The following is a 24140-nucleotide window of genomic DNA, read 5'->3' as shown; positions in this document are numbered from 1 at the left end:
TCATGCCGCGGTCACCATGGTCTGTCGGGACGCAAGACGAATGAATAGGGTCACCGCAACGAGCGTGATCGCGACGCTATGGCTCGGGTGCGCCGCCTCGGCACCGGCTGGTCCGCTCGATGCTGCCGAATCGGCCTACGCCGATCTGAACGACGCCTACGGAGCGATTTCGCTGATCGATTCGGGTACGCAAGCGACTTACGCCGGACACGATCGCACGCACTGGTTGCGGATCTATACAGAGCAACGCGCCACGGTGGCGACTGAGCTGGCCGAGGTGACGTCGCAGACGCTCAGTGCCGACGATTCCCGTGCACTGCATGTCATGAAAGATGCCCTGGCGTCGCTGAGCGACTCGCCGGATTCGCCCGCGCCGGCAGCGAAGTGTGTCGATGCTCAGAGCAAGGAGGCCACGGCTGCTGCTTTGCGACAGTCCTTGTACGGCTGCTTCGCCGAGCATGCCAACAGTCTGCAGTTCGAAGGTCAGACGGTCACGCGTGTCGGCGCGTTCGATCTGCTCACGCGCATGCAGGACACGCAACGTCGCAAGGCACTGTTCAATGCCTTCACACCGCTATGGCGAACTCTGAACGGCAACAGCGAAGTCGATAGTCCGTATCGGCGCATGATCGCATTGACCGCGGTCGAAGCACGACAAGCCGGCTCTGCCATCGACGCCGCTGCGAAGACCGTCGGTGCGACACCGGGTGAGATCGAGCGGTGGCTCGAACAGATTCTGGAGGCATGGCGGGTGGCGTCCGACAGCACGCCAATCGAACCCTGGGACTATCGCTTCGTTCACGGCGCCGCCGAACGAGCACTCGCTCCATCGATCGCGCGGGAAGCGATGCAGCCGCTCAACGAACGGTTCTACAAGGACCTTGGCGGCGACCTCGCGGCATGGGGCGTTCTGTACGATCTCGATCCGCGCTCCGGGAAGGCACCGCTTGCCTACACCGACTATGTCCGCCGTGGTCGGATGGTCGATGGACAATGGCAGCCGACGATCGCACGCGTTTCCGGCAGCTACGCGCACGGCGGGCTGGGCCTGCTCAACGAACTCGTGCATGAGAATGGCCATGCGGCGCACATGATGGCGTTGCACACGCGCCCCGCCTTCATGGATCTGGGCGATGCAGTGTTCTACGAGGCCTTTGCCGACGTGCCGTCATGGAGCGTGTACGAGCCGGCGTGGCAGCAGAAATACCTCGGCAGGAGCGTCGCCGAGCCGGAATCGTTACGCGGCATGTTCGCGACCGTGATGCTAGATGTGGCCTGGGCCCTGTTCGATCTGCGCATGCTGCGTGATCCGTCGCTCGATCCCAATATCGTCTGGACGCAAATCACCAATCGCTACCTGCACGTGGTGCCGCATCCGGAGCTGTCGTGGTGGGCAGTGCGTGTACAACTCGTCGAGTCGCCGGGCTACATGGTGAACTACGGACTCGGTGCGGTGATCACCGCCGATATCCGGCAACGCACGACAGAGAAGATCGGTGCGTTCGATGCTGGCAATGTGCGGTGGTTTCCCTGGCTCGACGAGAACCTGCTGCGAACCGGGCAGCAGACGCCGACGGTGGAGTTGCTGCAGCAGTTTCTCGGCAGACCGGTGTCGCCGCAGGCGCTGCTCGATCAGTTGGGACGAATCAGGAGTCCCTGATATCGCGAAGGTTACGCAGGCTCGCCCTCGACAATGACAATACGAAGCGGCTGCTCGTCATCTTCCCGATGGTTGCGGCGACGCGCTACAGCATGACGACGGTCGGCTCGTCGCTTACAGGGTGACCGCGCGTGTGACCATCCAGTAAACGGCAAGACAGCCGATGACCGTCGCGCCGCCTGGCAGCAGCAACCGATAGAAGCTCGTGTCGCGAACCATGAAGGCGAATGGCATCAGCGCCAGCACGATCGCGAGCTGTCCGAGTTCCACGCCTGCGTTGAAACCCACCAGGGCCTGGATGAGGTTGCCTGCCGTCAGGCCCAGATCCGCCAGCACCGACGCGAAACCGAGGCCATGAATAAGGCCGAATCCCAGTGCCAGCAGCCAGCGCCGCTCGCGCACGACCGGATAAACAATGTTTGCCGCGCCGAGCAGCACGGTGAAGGCAATCGCGGATTCGACCCAGCGGCTGGGCAGTTGCAGAACGCCCACGGCGGCGAGCGCCAACGTCAGCGAATGCGCCAGCGTGAACGCCGTGACCACTTCGACGATGTCGAGCGCGCTTTCGCGCAACGATGCCCGGGCGTGCCATGCGCCTTGTTTCCGGATCACCACGGCCGGCAACAGGAGCGTGAACAGAAACAGGATGTGGTCGTAGCCCAGCCAGATGTGACGCACGCCTTCGACGACGAAGGTGCGGAACTGCTGCCAGTGCTCGATGCGATCGATCTGCAGCCAGGTTGGCGATGCATCATTGACGAGTACGCGCGATTGACCGGCGCCGTTGCTGCGCAGATCCAGCAGCCCGCGATGATTGGGGTCGACGCCGGCCATCAGGGAGTAGGAGATCCCGATGCGTGCTGCCGATGCAGCGCACTGGCCGGATAACTCGAGGACGGCGTAGTTGCCATCGACGTGCTCGTCGATCAGCAATTCTCCGGCACGCAGTGGGCAGGTCGAATTCACGTCGCTATTCGTGCCGATGCGCAGATGCTCCAACGCATACGCGGCAATGGCGTCGCGGCGCTGCCGCACCTCTCCCCAGGTGATCTGACCATTCTCATCGGCATCCAGGCCGATCGCGAAGTCGAGATCGCGCAGAGCGATGTCCCACTGGCCTGTCAGCGCCTGGCCGTTCACGGACAGGGTGAGATAGCTGTCGCTCTGCTTGTGAGCGAAGCAGGCCGCTGATGCGAACAGCAGCGTGACCAGGGGCCATTGCAGGATCCGGCGGATCATGGGCGTGCCCGCAATGTTGCATCCTGATAGCCGTTCGCGGCGGCCCAGCGCATGATGACATCGAGCGAATCGCTACGAGCGGCTGTCGCTGCCTGCCAGTAGATGCGGATATCGGCGGGTTCACGCTGCACCCGCCAGTTGCGCTCGGCGGCCTGCAGCGCCGCCATCGCGTCGCCGCGCACTTCGAGCAGGTAGCGCGCGTGCTCGCGCAGATGGATCGACTCCCCATCGCGTAACGCCTCCCGATAGCGTGCCTCGTACATGGATGTCCAACGGGTACCGCCAAGGTGCCTCTCTGCAATCGCAAGCCGCAGCAACAGCGCGTCCTGCGCTTCCAGGCCGGCGAGTAACTCGATCACTGCAGCGGGTTGTGACCGCCGCAGATACAGATCCGCCAGTTCGCCCTTGAGGTAGTTGTCGTCGGGATTCGCCAGCAGCGCGGCGGCGAAGTGGCGTTCTGCGGCGTCGCCGTCATCGAGCCTCACGGCCATCTCGCCCAGCTGCCCGAGCAGCCAGCTGCGAACGGATGTGTCCATGCGCGTATCGTCCTGCGCGACACGTTGCAGTGCGCGGTAGCTGCTGTCGAGCTTGCCGTGCATGCTCTGCGCGGACGCGATGCAGGCGAGCGCGATTCTCTGATCCGTGATTCCGATCAGTCGCCGGCAAGCGTTTTCTGCCGCGGTGAAGTCGCCCAGCACCTGCAACAGCGTTGCCTGTGTCAGCCAGGCCTGTGCATTGCGCGGATCGAGCTGCAACGCGCGCTCCAGCAACGACTGCGCTTCGGCGAATCGATGCGTACTCTGCAGTGCCGTGGCCATGAGGATCAGCGCATCGACCGGAGCATCCTGACGTCCGGTCCAGGAGGCGAGCGTTGCCTGCACATAGGAGAAGAAGCGGGGATCGCCGTCACGGCGGCCAGCACTCAGCCACGCGCGCGATAGTTCGAGCGCCGCGTCGAGATTCGCAGGATCGTTCGCCAGCGTGCGTCGCAGTCGCTGCACCTGCGAGGTGACAGGCACCTGTGTGAGCACCGTCGAGTCACTCGCCGGTATGTACGGGGCTGCCAGGGCGGCCCCCGTCATTATGACGAGGACGACGGCGAGCCCCGGAAAGCGGGCTCGCCACCGGACGCACGCAGCGTCGTTACGGACCGGATGCGGCGATGACGTCATCGTAGGTCGTCTCATTGTCATCGTCCGTGAAGGCCCATTCGATCGATTCCAGTTCGACCGGTTCGCTGGTATCGGAAGTGGCCGCCGACACGAGCAGATCGCGCGTGAACACGGTGAAGTGGGTGGTCGTCGGTGGTGGCGGTGTGGGTGACACTGGCGGTGGCGGTACGTTGCCCGACACACCGTCCGCGCCGTCGCCACTTGAACCGCCACCTCCACATCCGGCGACAGCGAGCATTGCCGCTACTGTCGCCATCGTGGCTGCACGTTTGCTGTGATTCATGACTGTCTCCTGCTCAGTTGCCTGGGTTGGGCGAACCCGGTACCGGCGTCGCGAGATATGGGAACACATCGAGATAAGTGTCCGCGGCGAGAACTGCGCCACTCACCATCGAGCTCGCCGCTGTCGGACCAGCCGCGCGCGATCCGTCTGTGTAAGGTGTGCCATTGTTCGGGTCCGCCTTCTGCGTGCCGCACGTCAGCGCCTCGCTGCACAGCACGCCCTGCGCGACCCGCAGCTCGATATCGACGACGTCATCGACGGGGCGGCGACCGTTCGGGAATCCGGCCGTGTCTCCGCTCAGTACGCCAAGATCGTTCTGCATTGCTGCAGGCTTCGGCGCAATCGATGTATTGAGTCGCAGCATCTCTGCGCCACGCACGCCAGCAGGCTGGTTCAACCCCGGCACGCCGGTGAGGAATGCGGCCACCAGATCGTTGCGCGGCGTCTGCGGCGGAATCGCCGCGTTGCCGAACAGGACATTGAGCAGCACCGGTAGTGTCGGGTTCGTGACATACGTCAGGAACTGACCATCGTCGCGAGGTTCGCTGCCGTTGAACTTGTCCTTGTCGGGCAAGCCGATCACGAGCTCGTTCACCAGCGGACTGCCGAGTCGCGAGACCTGCGTCCACGCCCCTGCTTCGATCGTCGTGCGTTTCGGGCTCGACGGTTTCGGATTGATCAGTCGCGCCTGTCGCAGGCTTGCCGTCATCCAGCCGCCGATCACTGGCTCGTTGCCGCGGGTCAGGCAGCTGATCGGCACTTCGAGCGCGAGCGTGGTGATGTTCTTGCGCGAGATGATATTGCGTTCGCCGTCACGCGGCCCCGCCGGGTTCGTGTTCACCAGGTCGAACACCTCGCCCAGGTTCACCACGAATCCCTCTTTGCGCTGACCCGCGAACACACGCGCCGGTGACGAGCAGTCCGGAATGCTGGCGTTGTAGATGAAGTTGCTGGCGTAGCCCGCGTAGTCGGGTATCGACTTGTTGCCGATGTTGTCCGCCGGCTTCTGGAATGTTTCACCACCCGAGCTCGCATTGCCGAGCAATTGCGGAATGCTGCTGCGCCGATTGCCGCGGACGACGGCGACGGTATAGCTCTGTGACATGTTGAGGTTCGCCGCGGCGGGGTCGACCTGGCCGATGTTGATGAGGGGCACCGCGACATTCTTGTCGCCCGCGGGGACCGCCAGGTTTTTGTACGTGTCATCGAAGCGGAACTGGAACGTGATGTCCTCGCGGGCATCGCCGTTGTTGTCGATGTGGATCTCGTACAGGGCCTTCTGGTCCAGCGCGAAGTAATTCGGTCCGCCGTACGAGTCCTGCAGTGGCAAGTAGTTGGCCAGGATCGTGACGTAGCCGTCCCGGCCGGCTTCGTAACTGCGGAACATATAGAAGTCGGTGCCGTCGACTTTCGGCACGCCGGTGATGAAGGGCGCCTCGCGGTGACTGGAACCGGAGGCGAGGATGGGTGTGGCGGCTGCGGCGATCAGCAGCGCAGCACGCAGTGCGGTAGCGTTCATGAGTCTCTCCGTGCGTGGATGAATTCACCGTCCATTGCGACGGCTTCCCTGCTGTACGTGGTAACGCGGGCGTCGGATTCAGAACTTTCGTCGTACACCGGGTCGGTGAATCCGCGGAGCCGCCGCCTGCGTATGAGCATCAACCGCAGCGCGTGGAGAGCGCGATGAGATCTTCCATGGAATGTGCGATGGCAGCGTCGCTGACAGTGGTATCGGCGGCGGCGCTGGCGGGCGGAATTCCGACCGCGGTTCTGGAAGAGGTGACCGTGACGGGCAAGCTCGATCGTCTGACGGGCAGTTCCGTCGCGGCGAATCAGGGGGTCGTGACCCATGAGCAGTTGGACCTGCGCCCGGTGTTGCGCACCGGCGAGCTGATGGAAGCGGTACCCGGTCTCATCGTCACGCAGCACAGTGGCGACGGCAAAGCGAACCAGTACTTTCTGCGCGGCTTCAACCTGGATCACGGCACCGATCTGGCGACGAGCGTCAACGGTGTGCCGGTGAACATGCCGACGCATGGCCATGGTCAGGGCTACACCGATATCAACTTCGTCATCCCCGAACTGGTCGAATCGATTGCGTATCGCAAGGGCACGTACTACGCCGAGACCGGTAACTTCTCGGCGGCCGGCGCGGTTGACATGCGCTATCGCAGCAAACTCGAAGCGCCACTGTTCGTGATGGAGGGCGGCACAGACGATTACTACCGCGGCCTGCTCGCTGCGTCACCGCAAGTCGGGCCCGGCATATTGCTCACGGCGCTCGACTACGCGCACACCGACGGACCGTGGGAGCTGGAGGAAAACTTCCGGAAGCTCAATGGATTCGTTCGATATTCACAGCCGCTTGCGGCCGGCCAGTTCAGCATCAGCGCCCAAGGCTATGACGGTGACTGGCGCTCGACCGACCAGATTCCGCAGCGTGCGGTCGACGCCGGTCAGCTCGGTCGCTTCGGCAACATCGATCCGACCGATGCCGGGTCATCGCATCGCTATGGCATCTCTGTCGATTGGGGGGGCGTTGTTGGTGGCGGACAGATGACCGCGTTGCTGTATGCGGTCGACTACGAACTGAATCTGTTCTCCAATTTCACGTACTGCGTCGATCCGGTGAACGGCGACCAGTTCGAGCAGCTCGACGACCGCCGCGTCCATGGGGGCGAGGTGGCCTGGCGGGATTCGTTCGAAGCGCTGAGCCGACTGCAGACCCTCACCGTCGGTGTGCAGGTTCGCAGTGACGATATCGGTAACGTCGGTTTGTATCGGACGATTCGTGGCGAGCGTTTCGAGACGATCCGTGAAGACTCCGTACGTCAGGTCAGCTATGCAGCCTATGCCAGCGTCGAAACGCGCTGGAGCGACGTCGTACACACGACCGTCGGTCTGCGCGGCGACTATTTCGATTTCGATGTCGATGCCAATCGGCTCGAGAATTCCGGGACTGCGAGCGACTCCATCGTCAGTCCGAAGTTCGCGCTGGTGCTGGGGCCGTGGAGCGAGACGGAGTTCTTCGTCGATGTGGGCAAGGGCTTTCACAGTAATGACGCGCGCGCCACCACGATCCGGGTGGATCCGAACGACGGCGTGACGCCGGTCGCGCGCGCCGATCCGCTCGTCGATGCGCTGGGTGCGGATCTTGGAGTACGCACCGCGATCATCCCGAACCTGCAGCTCAGTGCGTCGCTGTGGTCGCTCGAACTCGATTCCGAACTTCTGTTCGTGGGCGATGCGGGCACGACAGAAGCCAGCCGCGGCAGTGAGCGTTATGGTGTCGAGATCGCAGCGATCTGGAATCCCGTGCACTGGCTGATCATCGATGGCGACCTGGCCTGGTCGCAGGCGCGCTTCACCGACGATGACCCCGCCGGCAATCGCATTCCCGGCGCCATCGAAGATGTCGCTTCGCTGGGCGTGGCAGTCGATCATCCGAGCGGCTGGTTCGGCGGCCTGCGCTTTCGCTATTTCGGTGAAGCCCCTCTCATCGAAGACGACAGCGTGCGCTCGGAACCCACCACCCTGGTGAATCTCGAAGCCGGCTACCGTATCGGCAAGTCCTGGCGCCTGAGCGCGGCGCTCTACAACGTCTTCGACAGCACCGACAACGACATCACCTACTTCTACGAGTCACAGCTCGCGAACGAATCAGCCCCGGTCGAGGACATCCACTTCCATCCGGTCGAACCGCGCACGGTTCGGGTGACGTTGCGGACTTCGTTCTAGGTGAGAGTCGGCGGAGGAGGAGATCTCCCCGTGTTCCCCGTGGAGATCTTCCTGTCTTTTGCTTCTGCTGCATCCAATCCGCCCGCGGTGACGTATGTGCATTCATGAGCAATGCGTTTTCCATGTCGCAGGGCGTCGGCCGCGCCGCATCGGCGTCTGCTGTCGACGATGTGGAAGCGCTGCTGGCTCGTTGTGCCCTGCACGATGAGCGGGCGCTGGCGGAGCTTTATCGACTGGTGTCGGGGCGGCTGCTGGGTCTGTTGCTGCGCATGCTGAGGAGTCGCGCCGTTGCCGAGGACGCGCTGCAGGACGTCATGGTGCGCATCTGGCAACGCTCGGATCAATATGTGGCGTACCGGGGTCGCGCGTTGGCCTGGATGATGTCGATCGCGCGCAATCGTGCCATCGATCTGCTGCGATCCCGGCGTCAGCAGATCACCCTGGACGAAGTTCCTGACGCTGCATTGGTCGATGAGCATGCGACGGACTTCGCCGATCTGACATCGAGCGCCAGCGACCGTCACACCTTGCACGATTGTTTGCGGCGTCTGACGTCCGATCAGCAACGCTGCCTGACGCTTGGCTATGTCGATGGGTACTCCCAGGAACAGATCGCGACTGCCATTGCGAGTCCGCTGGGCACGGTCAAGACCTGGATTCGTCGCGGCCTGTCGAGCCTGAAGCGCTGCATGGAACCATGAACTACAGCCACGCACAGCTGCTCGACGAACTGGCTGCGCAGTACGCTCTCGGTACGCTGCGCGGCTCAGCACGTCGTCGCTTCGAGCGCCTGTGTGAGCAGAACCCCTTGGCCCTGCGGGCATTGCATCGATGGGAGGAGCGCCTCATCGATTTGGCATCCGGCATCGCGCCCGTGCGACCTTCAGATGCCGTGTGGCGCGGCGTGCAACAGAGAATCCGCGCCGCAAGTGCGGCGTCTCGCAGAGGGCAGCGCTGGAGTCTCGCAAACCTTGCGATGGCCGCAACCGTGTTGCTGGCCGTCGCGGTTTCGTTGTGGATATTCCTCGGCTGGCAGCAGCATGATCTGGTGGCAAGGTTCACCGATCAGCAGCAGACAGAACTGTGGCGGATCGAGGCGACCTCGCGCGGGGATGAATTGCAGATTGCGACGACGAGTGCGGTGACGCTCGACCCGGACCATGCATATGAGCTCTGGGCGTTGCCCGAGTCGGGTGCTGCGCCGATTTCGCTGGGCATATTGCCGCAACGCGGAAAGGCCACTCTGTCCTTGAATGCGACACAACGACAAGCGCTGACATCGGCAGCGAAAGTGGCGATCAGTCGCGAGCCGCCCAGCGGTTCGCCGACTGGCGCACCGACCGGTCCGGTGCTTTACGTTGCTGCAGTCGTAATAGAAGCCTGACTTCCCCGGTCTCTCTCCCGTCGGTGATCGGTCGGGTCGGGCTTCGTGCGAGGAAGTTGCGATGATGGAAGTCACAGCGCAGGCGGAGGTGCAGGGCGAGTCGGCACGGACCCAGGATCTGTCCGCATTCATCGATGGCATCCTGCTGGGCAACGAGCATGCTCTCGAAGAACTCTATGAAGCCACGGTCGGCAAGGTGTATGCGCTGGCATTCGCCATCCTCAGAAAAACCGAGGACGCGGAAGACATCGTCTGCATGACCTACGCCTATGTATGGACCGATGCGTCGCGCTACGACGCGGGCCGCGGCTCGGTGCTTGGCTGGTTGCTGATGTTGTGTCGCAGTCGTGCGCTCGATCGGCTGCGGCAGCGGCGCATGAACAGATGGGTGAGCGAGCCGGCTGACCTGGACAACCTGGTGACGGAGGATGATCGTCCGGATGACATCCTCGGACTGATGCAGCGACATAGCGCCGTCCGGGCTGCGCTTGGAAAGCTGGCGCCGACGCGGCGTCATCTGGTGTCATTGGCGTTCCTGCAAGGCATGTCGCATCAGGAGATCGCCGCTGCGACGGGTCTGGCGCTGGGTACCGTGAAGAGTCACCTGCGGCGAGCGCTGACGCAGCTGCGCCGGGAACTGGAGGTCGCGTGAGTTACCAGGACGAAGAATTGCCGGACAGCACGCTCCAGGCGCTCGCGCTCGCACTGAAGCCGGCGGAGCTCAGCGAATCCGTACGGCGCCGCCTGCGCGAACGTGTTTTGCAGCAGGCGCATGAAGTGGCATCAACAGGGACTTTTACCGTGCGTGCGGGCGAAGCGGCATGGATCGAGATCGCGCCATTCATCCAGATGAAACTGCTGCGGCGGGATCAGGCCGCCGGCAATCAGACGGTATTGATGCGCATGCAGCCGGGCGGCATAGTGCCGCCGCATCGCCACGCACACGAAGAGGAATTCCTCGTGCTGGAAGGCGAGTGCTGCATCGGCGATCTGCAGCTGCGAGCCGGCGATGCGCATATCGCGGCGGCCGGCTCATGGCATGAGGCCGTCACGACCCGGACCGGCGTGCTGGTTCTGTTGCGCGGCGAATATCCACTGCCGTGCACGGGGTAGCGCCAGGGCCTGTCACGGTGCAACTCAGACAGTTGGGGCGGCATTCAACGAAAGTCGAACGCACAGAAGCAGGAACGAACTGCATGGCATGCGGTCCGAGATTCGGGCACAGTCGCCCGGGTTTTTGTTCGTCGCACCCACCGCAGGTCTGTCGTGATTGCCATAAAAAAGAACCGGATCCTGTTTGCGTTGCTGGCCCTGGGCGTTCTCGGCACGATCTATTTCGGATATTTCGGTACCGTCGATGCCAGGGACTGGCGGACCGCCAGCCGCGATCCGGCAGGCCTGGCGCCCGATCCCGCGACGACACCGGACGCAGTCGTGCAGGTGTACTCCGCGCGTACCGTGAGCTGGAAGGGCTACTTCGGCGTTCACACATGGATTGCCGCCAAGCGCAGCAATGCCGACAAATTCCTCGTTTACGAAGTGATCGGTTACCGGTTGCGTCGCACGGGAAATGTGGTCGTGGTGCGTGACGATCGGCCGGCAGACGGCTACTGGTACGGCAATCGTCCCGAACTGCTGAGCGATCTGCGCGGCGCGGGAGTCGATGCGATCATCGATCGTGTCGAAGCGGCCGTGCAGCGCTATCCGTATCCGGACGCCTATCGCGTCTGGCCCGGGCCGAACTCGAATACGTTCACCGCGTTCGTCACGCGCGAGGTACCGGAGTTGCGCGTCGATCTGCCGCCAACGGCAATCGGCAAGGACTATCTCGGCCTCAAGTCCGCCGGCATCACGCCCAGCGGTACGGGTGGACAGTTGAATCTCTTCGGACTCGCGGGCGTGCTGGTCGGGGTGGAAGAGGGCGTCGAAGTGAATCTGCTCGGACTCACGTTCGGCGTCGATCCACTCAGTCTGTCACTCAAGTTGCCACTGATTGGCCGCATCGGTCCGGGCGGCAAGGTCGAGCCCGCCACCCTGCCCGCCAGCGTGATCCCGGACGTTCCGGCAACTACTGGGGCGGTTGCTGCCGGCACGACCTGACGCTCATAGTTCGCGGGATGCGAATCCCCTTGCCCACCTTGCTGCGCGTCCCTGTCGCCACCGTGCTCGTGATCGTGAGCACGGTTCTGCACGTGACGCCGCTGCTGCTCATTGCGATCGTCAAAGCCTGCCTGCCGGTAGCCTTCATTCGTCGCGGCTGCAACGTGCTGTTGATGGCCATTGCGGCAAGCTGGATTGCGGTCAATTCGGCATTGATCCATGTGCTCACGCGCGTGCGGTTCGCGGTCGACATCGATGCGTCGTTGCGCCGCGATGGCCATTACCTGGTGCTGGCAAATCACCAGAGCTGGGTCGATATTCCCGTGCTGCAGGCAATCTTCAATCGACGTATCCCGCTGCTGCGCTTCTTTCTCAAGAGCCAGTTGTTCTGGGTGCCCCTGCTGGGCCTCGCCTGGTGGGCGCTCGATTTTCCGTTCATGAAGCGCTACTCAAAGGAAACGCTGGCGAAGCATCCGGAACTGGCTGGCCGCGACATCGAAGCCACGCGACGCGCCTGCGAGAAATTCCGCCACATCCCGGTGTCGGTGATGAATTTCGTCGAAGGCACCCGCCTGACGGCGGAAAAGTACCGCAAGCAGGAGTCGCCGTTTCTGAATCTGCTGCGACCCAAGGCAGGAGGCGTGGCGTTCGTCCTCAACGCACTCGGCGATGCCCTGCATTCGATTCTCGATGTCACGATCGTCTATCCCGAGGGACACTCGACGCTGAAAGATCTGTTCACGGACCGCATCAGCGAAGTGCGTGTGCACGTGCGCGAGCTGCCGATCCCGGTAGAGATCGCGACGGGCAACTACGAGACCGATCCGGCCGCGCGCGAGAAGGCGCAGGCATGGATCAATGAACTGTGGCTGCAGAAGGATGTGCGCATCGCGGCGATGCGGATGGGGGTAGGGGGGTAGCGCGCTGAGAGATGGTTGGGAACGCTTCGCGTACGCGCGCGCCTTCGGCCTGCGAGGGGCGAGGACCGGGGAAGTGTCTCGGCGGTTGCGTCTGTTGGTACGGTGGCAGAGCTCGGCGCAAACCGCCGCAACGTTTGAGCAGTAGTTCCTCATGTCCAGAACACCGCGCAGCGTTGCAGTTCATTGAACCCAGAAGGTGGTTATCGACTGGGCCGGTTGCAGATGACAGCGTGTTCGCCGAGCCCCTTCCCCGATCCTTCCCCTCGCGAGAGCGCGCTGATTTCGACGGAGTCTTCGAGAACCACATCGCAAGAGATGGTTCGACAGGCTCATCACGAGGCGGATAACGGTCGCCAACTCTTCAGCGCACTCTTCGCGGGTGGAAGAATGGGGTGAGGGGCTCGGCGAACACACTTTCACCGACTACGGCACCAGTCGATAACCACCCTCTGCGATCAATGAGCCACTACGCAACGCGGCGCATTGATCACGGGGAGCTGCTACACAAATGTTGCGGCGGTTTGCGGCCGGACTTGAAGGTGATCTTCACAAACGCAACCGCCGAGACACTTACCCCGTTCTCGCCACCCGCTGCCGACAGGCGTGCGCGTCGCGAAAGCGTTCTCGATTCCGATTTGAGCGCCTGCAATGCCTCGCCCCTCGCCGGCCGACAGGCGTGCGCGTTGCGAAGCATCTCTGGAAGTGGCAGCGCCGCTCCGACGATTCATCGCCGGAGCGGCGTGCCGTGACGATCAGGCTCCCTTCGGATTTGGACCGAAGCGGTTCTCGCCGGGTGTGCTGTCGAGACAGAAGAACACCAGCAGGATGATGCCGCCGATGAACGGTATGAGGCTGATGAGCAGCCACCAGCCGCTGCGATCGGTATCGTGCAGACGTCGCACGCCTACGCCGATGCTGGGCAGAAGCACTGCCAGTGAATACACACCGCCGAGCAGGCCGATGCCGTAGAGCGGGTTGAACGTGCCGGTGATGTTGTCGACGATCGCCAGCACGATGAAGACGAGGATGTTGAACAGTACGAACATCCAGTACTCCTTGCGCCGTGCGCGACCGGTGAAAACTGCATATTTCTTGAGAACGTCGAGATACCAGTTCATTCGCGTTTCCCTCGATTATCGTTGCAGGTGTCGCATGACTGGCGGCGCCAGCCCACGACCGCAGGATTTATAGCAGGCCGCACCGGCAAACGCAGTCCGAAAGGGGTTTTGGCAGCCCGCTTTCGCCAATGCCGATGGCTGGCTTCGCGCAGCGAGTCTGCGCTTTCAGTCGTGAGCCTATCGCGCGATCGCACACGGCATGCTGAAATTCACCCATGAGCGCTACCGTCGACACCCACCATGAATCCACTGCGACGGCCGCCGCCGTATTGGGTGCCCTGAGTTTCTGTCACTTCCTCAACGACATGATGCAGTCGCTGTTACCGGCGATGTATCCGATGTTGAAGACGGGCCTGCAGCTCGACTTCGGCCAGATCGGCCTGATCACGCTCGTGTACCAGATCACGGCATCGCTGTTTCAACCGCTGGTCGGTTGGTACACGGACAAGCGGCCGCTGCCGTATGCGCTGTCGTGCGGCATGGGATTCACCCTGGTCGGGTTGCTGCTGTTGTCGAAGTCGCACAGCTTCGGAATGCTGCTGTGGTCCGCGTCCATCGTCGGTATAGGTTCGTCGATCTTCCATCCGGAGTCGTCGCGGCTGGCGCGACTAGCATCCGGCGGCCGGCATGGATTCGCGCAGTCCGTGTTCCAGGTGGGCGGCAATGCCGGATCAGCCGTCGGACCGCTGGCGGCTGCGTTCATCGTGCTGCCGAACGGGCAGGCGAGCGTGGCATGGTTCGCGCTGGCTGCAATGCTCGGCATCATTCTGCTGGCCAAAGTCGGTGGCTGGTACGCGCGCCACAACGTGCGTCAGGCATCGCGCAAGCCGGTGGCTGCACCCGCGGTGCTTCACAACCGCGGGCAAGTCACCGCCGCACTGGCGATCCTCGTAGCGCTGATCTTTTCGAAGTATTTCTATCTCGCCAGTTTCACCAGCTACTTCACGTTCTACCTGATCCACAAGTTCAACGTGTCGGTGTGGACGGCGCAGGTCCATCTGTTCGTGTTCCTTGCAGCCGTGGCCATCGGCACGATTGTCGGCGGTCCGGTGGGCGATCGCATCGGCCGCAAATACGTCATCTGGATTTCCATCCTTGGCGTGCTGCCCTTCACGCTGATCCTGCCGCACGTCAATCTGTTCTGGACCGGCGCGTTGAGCGTGCCGATCGGCCTGATTCTCGCGTCCGCTTTCTCGGCGATCCTGGTTTACGCGCAGGAACTCGTGCCTGGCAAGGTGGGAATGATCTCGGGCCTGTTCTTCGGCATCGCCTTCGGCATGGGCGGCCTCGGCGCCGCAGTGCTCGGACATCTGGCGGATGTCACAAGCATCGAATACGTGTACAGCCTCTGTGCCTACCTGCCTTTGATCGGGGTGCTGGCTGCGTTTCTTCCGTCGATGGGGAAAAGAGCGTGACGACTGGTTACGACCCGTGAAATTTTCAACGGCAAGGCTCGGCAGTGCGGATATTCCAGGGCGTGTTTGCGTCGCGGAGCAGTCAGGCGCATTCGCTTATCGATAGTGATTGGAGAGGATTGTATGAACGAAGAAACGGTCGAGCGCCTGGAGCTCAAGCTCGCCTTCCTGGAAAGCGCGAACCAGGAACTGAGTGATGTCGTCTATCGGCAGCAGCAGGACATCGACACCCTGAAGCAGCAAGTGCGGGAAATGCTGGGGCGGATCGAGTCCGTGCGCGACGAATCGACTCGCTACACGGCGGAGCAGGAGAAGCCGCCGCATTACTGAAGATGGGCATCGACGCGCGCCTTGCGGGTTTGTGGACTGCCTCTCGATGTGCCTGTTGCGTGTTCCTGCTGTTTCCGTCGCGACCTGCAACCATGCGGGACGAGCAACGACTGTCGTGATCGGCCTGTAATAAATCTACCAACGGGACCAGGACACACATCGATCTGCTGAGTCAGCTTCATGCGCGATCGCAATGAAAGGCGCGAGGGTGGAGAGCGGCGGCTCGCGCCACGTCCCGCTCCTCGCGCCGGCGGGTCGGATAAATCCAGGCGGCTTCCAGTTCAGCCCTTGCGGCGCTTCTCGACCTTCTCGACGACCCTGGATCGCAGGGCCAGGTCGGTTGTCAGCAGATCAGCGATGCGATTGAACTCTTCGACCTGCAGTCCTTCGCGTTCGACCGCCGCGATCATCTGCTTCTCGGCAGAGGCTTTCACCTGCGTTGCCTGCTGCTCATCGGTGGTGTTGCTCAATTGCTGCGTTGCCTGGGCCTGGATGTCCTGCACTGCCACGAAGGCCGCGGCGAACTGATCGACTTTCTTCTCGTCGATCTGCACGACCCCGCTGTCCGGAGCGACTGTTTCGGGCATGGGCGCTTGCGGTGCGGCGGTGGATTGTGCGAACGCAGCGCTGGACGCCATCAGAATGCCGGCGGCGAGGAATGCGGCGCGAATGTTCAATGGAGTGTGTCTCATGAGGATCTCCGTTCACGTAAGGCGATGGGTGTGTCGTGGGGACACCATTCGCAATACGTCAGAAGATGCATGGTTCCGCCGCGGGCGTGATGCAGCAGCGTGCGTAGTCGATTGCGCCACGCGTGCGGCGCTTTGCAACATTTTTCCGTCGTCAGATCGCGACGCGCGATGCAGTGCAGTTCGGAAATGAATCGCAGCAGCACGATCACCGCGCGCGTGCGACCGGTGAGAACGGGACAAGAGTCTTGGCGGGACTTTCCGTTAGTTCATCGCGGCCTTGAAGACGAGCGGGTCCGCCAAGCCCCGTGCCCTATTCTCCCAGTCGCAAAGAGCGCGCTGCACAGATGACATCTGCGAAGAGTGTCGACCGAAGTTGCGCAGGACGCAGGACTCAGCGTTCGCCTAGTTCGAGATCGTCGAGGCAGCGAGCGCTGCGTCATCGACCTGCAGCGTGACGGTGGAGGAGAGCGGAATCGCATCGAGGAACGTGGCCGCCTTGATCGTCGCCGGCGCTTTCACCTCGAGCAGATCCATGTAGACGGGGGAGCGTGCAGTGGGCTCGGTGCCGTTGAGTGTGTAACGAATCTCGCCCGATGATGCCTGTCGCGACAGTTCGATGCCGATGCGACTGCTGCTGGCGCCGCCGCGTGGAATGATGGCGACGCGGAACAGCGCATCGCTGTAGCGGATGCCCAGCTTGTCGTAGCGCCGCATCTGCGGAACCAGCCGATTCACGAAGCTGGCCCACCGCTGCTGACTGGCCGGCGACCAGCCGATCTCCGCCAATGCAGCGCCGCGCGGAAATGCGATGACATCCATCTCGACTTCCGAGCGTACGAAGTCCGTCCAGACGTTGGCATGGACGCCGATGAGTCGCTGCAGGTCTTCCGCAGGCAGCGCTGCTGGCGCCGGATCGAACGCATACACGTCTTCGAGTCGCACCACCGCGTCGTTGCCGGGCGGCTCGCCGATGTCCGAGCTCTGCTTGTGATTGAAGTCGAGCAGGTTGAGCGAGGAGACGACGACGTCGTGGCCGGCTGCGACTGCCGCCAGTGCGCCATCGAGTCCGCGAGATGAGAGTACGGGAAGTCCTGCATCTGCGAGCTGGTCCCAGCCGATGATGCGCCGTCCGCGACCGGCGCCGAGCGCGACGATGCGCTTGACGAAGTAATCGTGCAGCTGGCGCTCGCTGGTGTAGCCGAGCTCCCGCATGCGCGCCTGGATCTTCGGTGCCGAACGCCAGCGTTCGAAAGGAAAATCGGCGCTGCCGAGATTGATGCAGGCGCCGGGAAAGAGTTGTGCGGCTTCGTTGATCACATCGCCGATGAACACGAAGGTGCCCTCGTCGGCATTGAGCAGGTCGCGCGTTTCCGCGCCCGCCGCGAGCTGCGGATACGCCGTGATCATGGCGCTGGCGTGCCCGGGCATGCCGAAGCTCGGCACTACCGTGACGTTGCGCTCCGCGGCGTAGGCGACGATGTCGGCCACCTGGAGTTGTGTGTAGAACTTCGTACCGATGCCGTTCACGGCGGTGAGCTGCGGAAATCTGCGTAGTTCCAGTCGCCACGCCTGATCGTCCGCCAGATGCCACTGCAGGACGTTCAGCTTGTGCAGCGCCATCGTATCGATGAAGCGCTTGATGAACTCGATCGACTGGAATTGACGCGCCGAGTCGAGCGTGAGGCCGCGCCAGCGCAGTCGCGGCTGATCGGCGATGCTCACGCCTGCGACGCGAATACTCTGCGTGGGCGCCGCGTCGGCGCTCAGCAGCTGCCACAACGTGATGGCGCCATAGAACAGGCCGGCGCGATCACCTGCGATCAGTACGATTCCCTGTGAAGAGATGTCGAGTCGATAGCTTTCAGCGGTCGCGGCAGTGTTCTGAAGTGTGAACTGGATCGCCTTCTTCGGCGGGGCTGCGCCGTCGGCCTGAACTATGGCAGGGCGGAAACCGCGCGTGCGAAACAGCAAGTCACCAAAGTAGTGCGCTACCTGCCGCACGCTCGCGTCGTCCGCGATCACGAGAGCTGTACCTGCCTCCACGGTGAACGCGCCGGAGCCAGGGGAAATTTGTGCGGGCAGGGGCATCAGGGCCGGAACAGGCGCGCGGTCGGATGCGCCATGGGCCATGCCTGCACTGCAAAGTAGCGCCGCCAGTGTGCCGAGGATCTGGGCTCTCACGACCGACTCCTGAATTGCCCTGCGAAGATTTCGCTGCGAACGCGCGCATGCGGCGCGCAATGCAACGGCAGAGACAACTGCAGAAGTTGTGCCAGTCGCCCGGATGGGAAGGCTGAGGAACAGCTTGAATCCGCGAAGCGGTTCAGTCTTTCGGGAGACGCGGCCGCACCATCGTCGCCAGCAGATTCTCCAGGGCGTGACGCGGATCGGCGCTGCGACCGAGATGGACGGCCGACGTCTGAATGATCGTGCTGCGCGGCGCCACCAGCCAGTGGAATCGTTCGCGCTGCGAGAGCCGGCCGATGGGGCCTGCGTCATTGCCGCCGCGACAGATCAGCGGAATGCTGGCGAGATTGGCGCGCACGGATTCGAGATCGACATCGGACGCCAGCGCCAGCAGCCGCGGCTCGTCGAGCTCGATCCGCGCTTCCAGGAAATCCTGGGTCTGGCAGGACACGATCACGCCCGCGTTGATGAACTCCTGGCGTTCCACGCGCGGCACGACACGCACGATGGCGTAGTCATACGGGCACTGCACGGATCGCCTCCTCGAGAAATGCCTGTGGCGCCTGCAGTCGTCGGTTCAGATATTCGCTGTAGGCGGCGCGGTAGGCGGCCGGGGTTTCGAATTGGTCGTCGCCAGACAGCCACGCATCGGGCACCAGGTCCACGATGCGCTCGATCGTCCGCGGCGTGATCCTCGCACTCATCTCGGGGCCGATGTCGCGCAAGGCGGTGGCGAAGCGCAGCAGCACGTGGTCCTTGATCAGAGCGAAGCGATCCTGGCTGCGGTCGCGCCAGTCGTTCCAGGAGTGATGGAAGTACAGCGCCGCGCCGTGATCGATCAGCCACAGCTGGCGATGCCACATCAGCATGTTGGTATTGCGCGCCGTGCGATCGACGTTGGTGATGAAGGAGTCCAGCCATACGATCTGCGAGGCGAGTCGCGCCTCGGGCTGGCACACGATGGGATCGAACATCACCGATGCGGGCAGGTAGTCCAGCGCGAGATTCAATCCGCGACTGGCGTGAATCAGCGCCTGGATTTCCGGATCGGGTTCGGTGCGCGCCAGGTCACCATCGAGTTCGACGAAGACGAGTTCGGGCACCGGCAGCCCCGCAGCGCGTGCAAGTTCGCCGCCGATCAGTTCCGCGATGAGCGCCTTCGGTCCCTGCCCGGCGCCGCGAAATTTGAGCACATACATGCCTTCATCGTCGGCTTCGACGATCGCAGGCAGCGAACCGCCTTCGCGCAGCGGCGTAACGTAACGGGTGGCGGAGACGGTGCGCATGCAGGGAGTGTAGGTAGTCACGCAGCAATACTGAAGAACGGGAGTCTCCACTGGGGACACGGGGCTTCACGGGGCAAAAGGGTTCACCCCGTCATCCGGTCTCTTCGCTCTGTGATACCCCGTCCCGCGGGATTTCCTCCGGTCATGTCCCCCGTGGAGGTCCTTCTCTTTATCTTCACTCCGCGATCTTCGCCCCATCGACCCGGAAGCGCAGTGCCTGCAGTTGTTCCTGCGACAGATTGGCGAGTCCGGTGGCGGCTGCTGCCTGTTCGCCGGACTTCACGGCTGCATTGATCGTGACGCTGTTGCCCTGCTGCAGGATGCGTCCTGAAGCATCGACCAGCACCGGTGTCACCTGGATCGCACTCAATGCCACGGGCGAGCGGTTCTGCACGACGACGATGACGCGGCCCTGCGCGTCGAGCTGACCGGTCGTGGCCACGTAGTTGCCGGGATTCTGCGGCAGATCCATCTTCATGTATTCGGCCGCTGCCGCCTTGCCGATGCTGCTGTCTGAGGTCGCGGCGGCTTTGTAGTACTGCTGTGCTTTCGCCGTATCGCCACTGTCGCGCGCGATGTTGCCGAGGTAGTACGCGGCCGGTGCGGTCGGCAGCAGTTGCGAGCTTTTCGTCAGCCATTCCTGCGCCTTCGCCTTGTTGCCGAGCTGCAGCTGCGCTACGCCGCCGCCGAGATAGGAACCGAAGTACGACGGATTGAGCTGGATGGCCTTCTGATAATAGGTTGTCGCCTGCTGCGGATTTTTCTCCGCCAGGGCGATTTCGCCGAGGAGTTCCTGGAAGCGGCCTTCCTGCGGTACGGCCTTGGCTGCTTCACCAGCGAGGGACTTGGCCGTCGCGAAATCCTTCTTGCGGGTCGCGGCCACGGCCTGATCGAACTTGTCGTAGGCGGGCTTCATCTGCCGCAGCTGCTGGGTCGCCGCCACGTATCTGTCGGTGCCCAGGTCGCCGCCGCGTCCCAGATTCGTGGCGGTCTGTTCGTTCTTCTGTACGCGTTCTGCCGACGGCGGATGCGAGGCAAACAATCCTTCCATCCAGTTCTGCTGTTTGGCGCCGCCGGATTCGGAGAGGCGCAGAAATGTCTGTTGCAGCGTGACCCCGCCCCAGGGGTCGTAGCCGGCGAGCTTCATGTATTTCATGCCATAGAAATCGCTTTCGAGTTCCTGGTCGCGTCCGTACTTCATCTGGACCATCTGTGCGCCGACACCGGCGCCCTGGATCGCCATGCTGGCAAGACCGGCATCCACGCCGCCGATGGCTGCGCCGATCTGCGCTGCCGCCATACCGGCCTGCAGCAGCGTGCCGCGTTCCTGGGCCTTTGCGCCGTGACGTGCCGCGGCATGCACGATCTCGTGACCGAGCACGGCGGCGAGTTCTGCTTCGTTCTGCAGTTCCGTCAGCAAGCCGCGGTTGACTGCGATCTTGCCGCCGGGCAGCGCCCAGGCATTCGGCACGGAATTGTTGAGCACCACGAATTCGTAAGGCAGTTTACGGTCGGTGAAGGCCGCGAGTTTCTGGCCGACGCCGCTGACGTACGCGGTGAGTTGGGGATCGACGGTGAAGTCGCCGCCTTCGCTCTGTCGGGTGGGCTCATAGTGCTGCGCACCGATCTGCAGTTCCTGGGCTTCGGAAACGAACTGGATCTCCTTCTTGCCCGTTACAGGATTTACGCCGCAGGCGCTGAGCCACGCGGTGGCCGCGAAAATCAGGATGACACGGGCAAATTGCATGATTCTTCCTATTCAATACCACCGAACGGGCGACCAGCACCCTGGATGGACGCGATTATCTTCTCTTCCATAGTTTGTGCCACAGCGCGTCCAGGATAGGTATCGAACGCAAGAAGGCGGTCGCAAGCTTCCGGAGCAGGTAACGAAGGGATACAACACCGAGAAACATCCTTGGAGAGGTGCGGTTTGTCGGGGGCACTGACTGATGAGCTGACCGATGCAGTCCACGGAGGGTGGCGAACAGCCGGATCGCGATTCGGCCCGGCCCTGGTCGTCCTGCTCGCCTGTATCGGCACGACGCTGTTGCTGACGTGGCTGTATTCCGACGCCCAGACGGCACGGGCGCGCGAACAGTTCGCCGCCTGGTGCGAAGAACGGCAGCAGCTGATCAACCGCAACCTCGATTCGCGTATCGAAGGGCTGTATGGCCTGCGAGCCCTGTTCGATAGCAGTGAGTACGTCAGCCCTGACGAATTCGAGCGATACACCTCGGATGCCATCACGCGTCATCGTGACGTGCGCTCCCTTGGCTATCTTCGATACGTCGCCGACGAGCAGCGCGACGCTTTCGAGCAACAGTACTCGCGGTTGTTGGGCAAGGAGTTCAGGATTCTGGACCTGGGTCCGGACGGCAAACCGATACCTGCCGCTCGCCGCCCACACTATGCTCCATTGGTGTACGGGCAGATCCGGGACAGCGTGCCCATCGGTCTCGACTCGCGAACCGTGCCGGCGCTCGTGGATGCGATGGATGCCGCCGCCAGGAACGACCTTGCGAGTGTGGTGATCCTGCGCGCCCCGCACGCGGCGCCCGAGCAGACGCAGCGGTTCGTGCAGGTCTATCTGCCGATCTTCTCGCGCGGCACCCGCAGAGCCCCGGCGGACCAGCGCATCCTCGAAGGCTTCGTCAGGCTGCGTTTCGTGCTGGAGGAGCTCACGGAGGGAATCACTGACCAGGCGCGAACCGCCGGGATCGAGATGCGGGTCGTCGAAGTCGGACGGGAAGACCTGGCGGCCGACATCGGCGAGGGCGCGGTCGTCTCGGAGTCATCCTGGTTCGGACCCATGCGGCTGGAGTGGCGTGGCGGCATCGCCATTGCCGATCGCATGCTGTCGCTGCAGCTACTCGCGATCGATGGCCGGACAGAACCGGAGCTGCTGCCGGCGTGGGCATTGTTGCTGGCGGGATTGGCGCTCAGCCTGGCGGGCTCGCTCGCGGCGTACTCGCTGTCGCGGAGTCGCCTGCGCACCGAAGCCATGTCGCGCAATCTGCAAGCGGAGATGCGCGAGCGTCAGCGGAGCGAGCAACGCACGGCACAGAGCGAAGAGCGTTATCGCTCGCTGGTGGAGAACAGCCCGGACGCCATCCTGATGGTCCGCGAGAACGTGGTCACGTTCGTGAATCGGCCGGCCATCGAGTTGTTTGGCGCCGCCAGCGCAGAGGAACTGGTCGGTCGTGATGTCCTGGATCGCGTCCATCCGCAGGACCGGGCGATCTTCCAGAAGCGCTTCGAGCGGATGCAGCAGGAAGGAGTCGTCCTGCCGCCGCTGGAGGAACGTCTGCTGCGCCTCGACGGCACCACGGTCCATGTCGAAGTACGCAGCGTGCCTTTCATTATCGACGGCGTCATGGTGCTGCACGTGACGATCCGCGACATCACGGCGCGACAGCAGGCCGAACGCGAACGCATCGGACTCGAGGCGGCCCTGCGGCAGGCGCAGCGGCTCGAGGCCATCGGCACATTGACGGGCGGTATCGCGCATGATTTCAACAACATTCTCAGCTCCATCGTCGGCAACATTCGCCTGGTGATGGAGGACCTGCCGGTGGGGCATCCCGCGCGACAGAGCGCGCACGAGATCCGCAATGCGACGAGTCGCGCCCGCGACCTGGTGAAACGACTGATGACGTTCAGTCGACAGCAGGAAGCGCCGCAGTCGCCGCTCGATCTGGCGCCGCTGATCGACGAGGTCCAGCAACTGCTGCGGCCGGCACTGCCCGCCGGTGTGGTATTGCGCCCGGTCGTCCCGCCCGATACACCGCCCGTGATTGGTGACGCCACGCAACTGCACCAGGTCCTGGTCAATCTGTGTACCAATGCATGGCAGGCGATGCCCTTGGGGCGCGGTGAGATCCAGATTCTGGTGAGGACGATGACGGCGGCGAAGGCGCGGCGCGAATCCCGTGCAACGCTGCAAGGCGCGGCACGCTATGTCTGCATCGAAGTGCGTGACAACGGCAGCGGTATTCCACGCGAAGTCATCGACCGGATCTTCGATCCCTTCTTCACGACCAAGGGGCCGAGCGAGGGCAGCGGACTGGGACTTGCCGTGGTTCATGGCATCGTGCAAAGCCACCAGGGGGCCATCGTAGCGAAGAGCGAGCCGGGCTCCGGCAGCAGCTTCTTCGTCTACCTGCGCGTCAGTGAGCGGGCGGCACGTCCCAAAGGCGTCCCGGTTGGTGATGGGCCGCGCGGCGCGAATCAGCATGTGCTGTACATCGACGACGAAGAATCACTCGTCCTGCTGGTGACACGCATCCTGGAACGCAACGGCTACCGTTGCTCGGCGACGACCGATCCGCGTCAGGCGCTCGCCTGGATCGACCAGAACCCGCAGGCGTACGACCTGGTGCTGACCGACCTGAACATGCCGGGCATGAGCGGCATCGACGTGGCGCGCGCGATCCTGGCGCGCTGCCCGACGTTGCCGGTCGTGATAACCACCGGTTACGTGCGCGCAGCCGACGTGGCGGCCACGCGCGACCTCGGAATTCGCGACCTGATACTGAAGCCGGATACCATCGACGAACTCGCCAACCTGGTTGCGCGCTTTCTGCAGGAGTCCGCCGGGCCGGGCTCATGAGGGA

The 24140-nt window shown here is 63.1% G+C and carries 21 protein-coding genes; 11 read left to right on the top strand and 10 right to left on the bottom strand.

Translation table 11 applies throughout. The annotated features are described in order from the left end of the window. Positions 1-40: 40 nt before the first annotated feature. Positions 41-1660, top strand: coding sequence for a hypothetical protein (locus VIZ63_RS07535; protein ID WP_331608932.1), 1620 nt, complete (start codon positions 41-43; stop codon positions 1658-1660). 114 nt (positions 1661-1774) lie between these two features. Here VIZ63_RS07535 and VIZ63_RS07530 read toward each other — a convergent pair whose 3' ends face one another. From VIZ63_RS07530 to VIZ63_RS07515, 4 genes are all read right to left on the bottom strand, one after another. Next, positions 1775-2899 (bottom strand): HupE/UreJ family protein, encoded by a 1125-nt coding sequence (locus VIZ63_RS07530; RefSeq protein ID WP_331608931.1) that lies wholly within the window; start codon positions 2897-2899, stop codon positions 1775-1777. Further along, positions 2896-3981: a tetratricopeptide repeat protein gene (locus VIZ63_RS07525; protein WP_331608930.1), complete on the bottom strand. Its 1086-nt coding sequence runs from the start codon at positions 3979-3981 to the stop codon at positions 2896-2898. Before VIZ63_RS07525 ends, VIZ63_RS07530 begins: the two co-directional genes overlap by 4 nt. Before the next feature lie 61 nt (positions 3982-4042). Continuing rightward, positions 4043-4354, bottom strand: coding sequence for a hypothetical protein (locus VIZ63_RS07520; RefSeq protein ID WP_331608929.1), 312 nt, complete (start codon positions 4352-4354; stop codon positions 4043-4045). A 13-nt stretch (positions 4355-4367) separates the two neighbouring features. Then, positions 4368-5873 carry a DUF4331 domain-containing protein gene (locus VIZ63_RS07515; protein ID WP_331608928.1) on the bottom strand — a complete coding sequence of 502 codons (1506 nt, stop codon included), beginning with the start codon at positions 5871-5873 and terminating at the stop codon, positions 4368-4370. A gap of 164 nt (positions 5874-6037) precedes the next feature. On the opposite strand from VIZ63_RS07515, the gene VIZ63_RS07510 reads away from it, so the two are divergent. From VIZ63_RS07510 to VIZ63_RS07480, 7 genes are all read left to right on the top strand, one after another. Further along, positions 6038-8092: a TonB-dependent receptor gene (locus tag VIZ63_RS07510; RefSeq protein WP_331608927.1), complete on the top strand. Its 2055-nt coding sequence runs from the start codon at positions 6038-6040 to the stop codon at positions 8090-8092. Positions 8093-8196: 104 nt separating this feature from the next. Beyond that, positions 8197-8793, top strand: coding sequence for a sigma-70 family RNA polymerase sigma factor (locus VIZ63_RS07505; RefSeq protein ID WP_331608926.1), 597 nt, complete (start codon positions 8197-8199; stop codon positions 8791-8793). Then, a complete protein-coding gene (locus VIZ63_RS07500) occupies positions 8790-9476 on the top strand; it encodes an anti-sigma factor (RefSeq protein WP_331608925.1) in 687 nt (228 codons plus the stop codon). Before VIZ63_RS07505 ends, VIZ63_RS07500 begins: the two co-directional genes overlap by 4 nt. A 61-nt stretch (positions 9477-9537) precedes the next feature. Further along, positions 9538-10128 (top strand): RNA polymerase sigma factor, encoded by a 591-nt coding sequence (locus VIZ63_RS07495; RefSeq protein WP_331608924.1) that lies wholly within the window; start codon positions 9538-9540, stop codon positions 10126-10128. Then, positions 10125-10589: a cupin domain-containing protein gene (locus VIZ63_RS07490; RefSeq protein ID WP_331608923.1), complete on the top strand. Its 465-nt coding sequence runs from the start codon at positions 10125-10127 to the stop codon at positions 10587-10589. The genes VIZ63_RS07495 and VIZ63_RS07490 overlap by 4 nt, the downstream gene beginning before the upstream one ends. A gap of 153 nt (positions 10590-10742) precedes the next feature. Then, positions 10743-11576 (top strand): DUF3750 domain-containing protein, encoded by an 834-nt coding sequence (locus tag VIZ63_RS07485; RefSeq protein WP_331608922.1) that lies wholly within the window; start codon positions 10743-10745, stop codon positions 11574-11576. A 29-nt stretch (positions 11577-11605) separates the two neighbouring features. Then, positions 11606-12496 (top strand): acyltransferase, encoded by an 891-nt coding sequence (locus tag VIZ63_RS07480; RefSeq protein WP_331608921.1) that lies wholly within the window; start codon positions 11606-11608, stop codon positions 12494-12496. A gap of 752 nt (positions 12497-13248) precedes the next feature. Here VIZ63_RS07480 and VIZ63_RS07475 read toward each other — a convergent pair. After that, positions 13249-13614 carry a DUF805 domain-containing protein gene (locus tag VIZ63_RS07475; protein WP_331608920.1) on the bottom strand — a complete coding sequence of 122 codons (366 nt, stop codon included), beginning with the start codon at positions 13612-13614 and terminating at the stop codon, positions 13249-13251. Positions 13615-13829: 215 nt separating this feature from the next. On the opposite strand from VIZ63_RS07475, the gene VIZ63_RS07470 reads away from it, so the two are divergent. Beyond that, the gene (locus tag VIZ63_RS07470; RefSeq protein WP_331608918.1) at positions 13830-15029 is read left to right on the top strand and encodes an MFS transporter; all 1200 of its coding nucleotides are present in this window, start codon (positions 13830-13832) and stop codon (positions 15027-15029) included. Between the two features lie 123 nt (positions 15030-15152). Next, complete coding sequence (locus VIZ63_RS07465; protein ID WP_331608917.1) at positions 15153-15359, top strand: SlyX family protein; 207 nt, start codon at positions 15153-15155, stop codon at positions 15357-15359. Between the two features lie 281 nt (positions 15360-15640). Here the strand turns inward: VIZ63_RS07465 and VIZ63_RS07460 are convergent, their stop codons facing one another. The 5 genes from VIZ63_RS07460 to VIZ63_RS07440 all read right to left on the bottom strand — a co-directional run bounded on the left by VIZ63_RS07460 (position 15641) and on the right by VIZ63_RS07440 (position 21271). Next, positions 15641-16051, bottom strand: coding sequence for a DUF4168 domain-containing protein (locus VIZ63_RS07460; RefSeq protein ID WP_331608916.1), 411 nt, complete (start codon positions 16049-16051; stop codon positions 15641-15643). 402 nt (positions 16052-16453) lie between these two features. Then, the gene (locus VIZ63_RS07455) at positions 16454-18232 is read right to left on the bottom strand and encodes a beta-N-acetylhexosaminidase (RefSeq protein ID WP_331608915.1); all 1779 of its coding nucleotides are present in this window, start codon (positions 18230-18232) and stop codon (positions 16454-16456) included. 142 nt (positions 18233-18374) lie between these two features. Continuing rightward, positions 18375-18770, bottom strand: coding sequence for a DUF3037 domain-containing protein (locus VIZ63_RS07450; protein ID WP_331608914.1), 396 nt, complete (start codon positions 18768-18770; stop codon positions 18375-18377). After that, positions 18754-19524 carry a HipA family kinase gene (locus tag VIZ63_RS07445; protein ID WP_331608913.1) on the bottom strand — a complete coding sequence of 257 codons (771 nt, stop codon included), beginning with the start codon at positions 19522-19524 and terminating at the stop codon, positions 18754-18756. The genes VIZ63_RS07450 and VIZ63_RS07445 overlap by 17 nt, the downstream gene beginning before the upstream one ends. 175 nt (positions 19525-19699) lie before the next feature. Next, positions 19700-21271 (bottom strand): M48 family metalloprotease, encoded by a 1572-nt coding sequence (locus tag VIZ63_RS07440; protein ID WP_331608912.1) that lies wholly within the window; start codon positions 21269-21271, stop codon positions 19700-19702. Positions 21272-21457: 186 nt separating this feature from the next. Between VIZ63_RS07440 and VIZ63_RS07435 the strand changes: the two genes are divergently transcribed. Further along, a complete protein-coding gene (locus VIZ63_RS07435; protein WP_331608911.1) occupies positions 21458-24136 on the top strand; it encodes an ATP-binding protein in 2679 nt (892 codons plus the stop codon). The last annotated feature ends 4 nt before the right edge of the window (positions 24137-24140 follow it).

Origin of the sequence: Povalibacter sp. (genome assembly GCF_036520495.1) — a bacterium.
Lineage (GTDB): Bacteria > Pseudomonadota > Gammaproteobacteria > Steroidobacterales > Steroidobacteraceae > Steroidobacter.
The sequence above is the reverse complement of the archived record's forward strand: the minus strand, read 5'-3'. Positions and strand labels throughout refer to the sequence as shown.

What these genes read in the sequence shown, in the direction of transcription:
- VIZ63_RS07535 (WP_331608932.1), top strand. Translation starts at nt 41, where the DNA reads ATGAATAGGGTCACCGCAACGAGCGTGATCGCGACGCTATGGCTCGGG.
- VIZ63_RS07530 (WP_331608931.1), bottom strand. Translation starts at nt 2,899, where the DNA reads ATGATCCGCCGGATCCTGCAATGGCCCCTGGTCACGCTGCTGTTCGCA.
- VIZ63_RS07525 (WP_331608930.1), bottom strand. Translation starts at nt 3,981, where the DNA reads ATGACGGGGGCCGCCCTGGCAGCCCCGTACATACCGGCGAGTGACTCG.
- VIZ63_RS07520 (WP_331608929.1), bottom strand. Translation starts at nt 4,354, where the DNA reads ATGAATCACAGCAAACGTGCAGCCACGATGGCGACAGTAGCGGCAATG.
- VIZ63_RS07515 (WP_331608928.1), bottom strand. Translation starts at nt 5,873, where the DNA reads ATGAACGCTACCGCACTGCGTGCTGCGCTGCTGATCGCCGCAGCCGCC.
- VIZ63_RS07510 (WP_331608927.1), top strand. Translation starts at nt 6,038, where the DNA reads ATGAGATCTTCCATGGAATGTGCGATGGCAGCGTCGCTGACAGTGGTA.
- VIZ63_RS07505 (WP_331608926.1), top strand. Translation starts at nt 8,197, where the DNA reads ATGAGCAATGCGTTTTCCATGTCGCAGGGCGTCGGCCGCGCCGCATCG.
- VIZ63_RS07500 (WP_331608925.1), top strand. Translation starts at nt 8,790, where the DNA reads ATGAACTACAGCCACGCACAGCTGCTCGACGAACTGGCTGCGCAGTAC.
- VIZ63_RS07495 (WP_331608924.1), top strand. Translation starts at nt 9,538, where the DNA reads ATGATGGAAGTCACAGCGCAGGCGGAGGTGCAGGGCGAGTCGGCACGG.
- VIZ63_RS07475 (WP_331608920.1), bottom strand. Translation starts at nt 13,614, where the DNA reads ATGAACTGGTATCTCGACGTTCTCAAGAAATATGCAGTTTTCACCGGT.
- VIZ63_RS07470 (WP_331608918.1), top strand. Translation starts at nt 13,830, where the DNA reads ATGAGCGCTACCGTCGACACCCACCATGAATCCACTGCGACGGCCGCC.
- VIZ63_RS07465 (WP_331608917.1), top strand. Translation starts at nt 15,153, where the DNA reads ATGAACGAAGAAACGGTCGAGCGCCTGGAGCTCAAGCTCGCCTTCCTG.
- VIZ63_RS07460 (WP_331608916.1), bottom strand. Translation starts at nt 16,051, where the DNA reads ATGAGACACACTCCATTGAACATTCGCGCCGCATTCCTCGCCGCCGGC.
- VIZ63_RS07445 (WP_331608913.1), bottom strand. Translation starts at nt 19,524, where the DNA reads ATGCGCACCGTCTCCGCCACCCGTTACGTTACGCCGCTGCGCGAAGGC.
- VIZ63_RS07440 (WP_331608912.1), bottom strand. Translation starts at nt 21,271, where the DNA reads ATGCAATTTGCCCGTGTCATCCTGATTTTCGCGGCCACCGCGTGGCTC.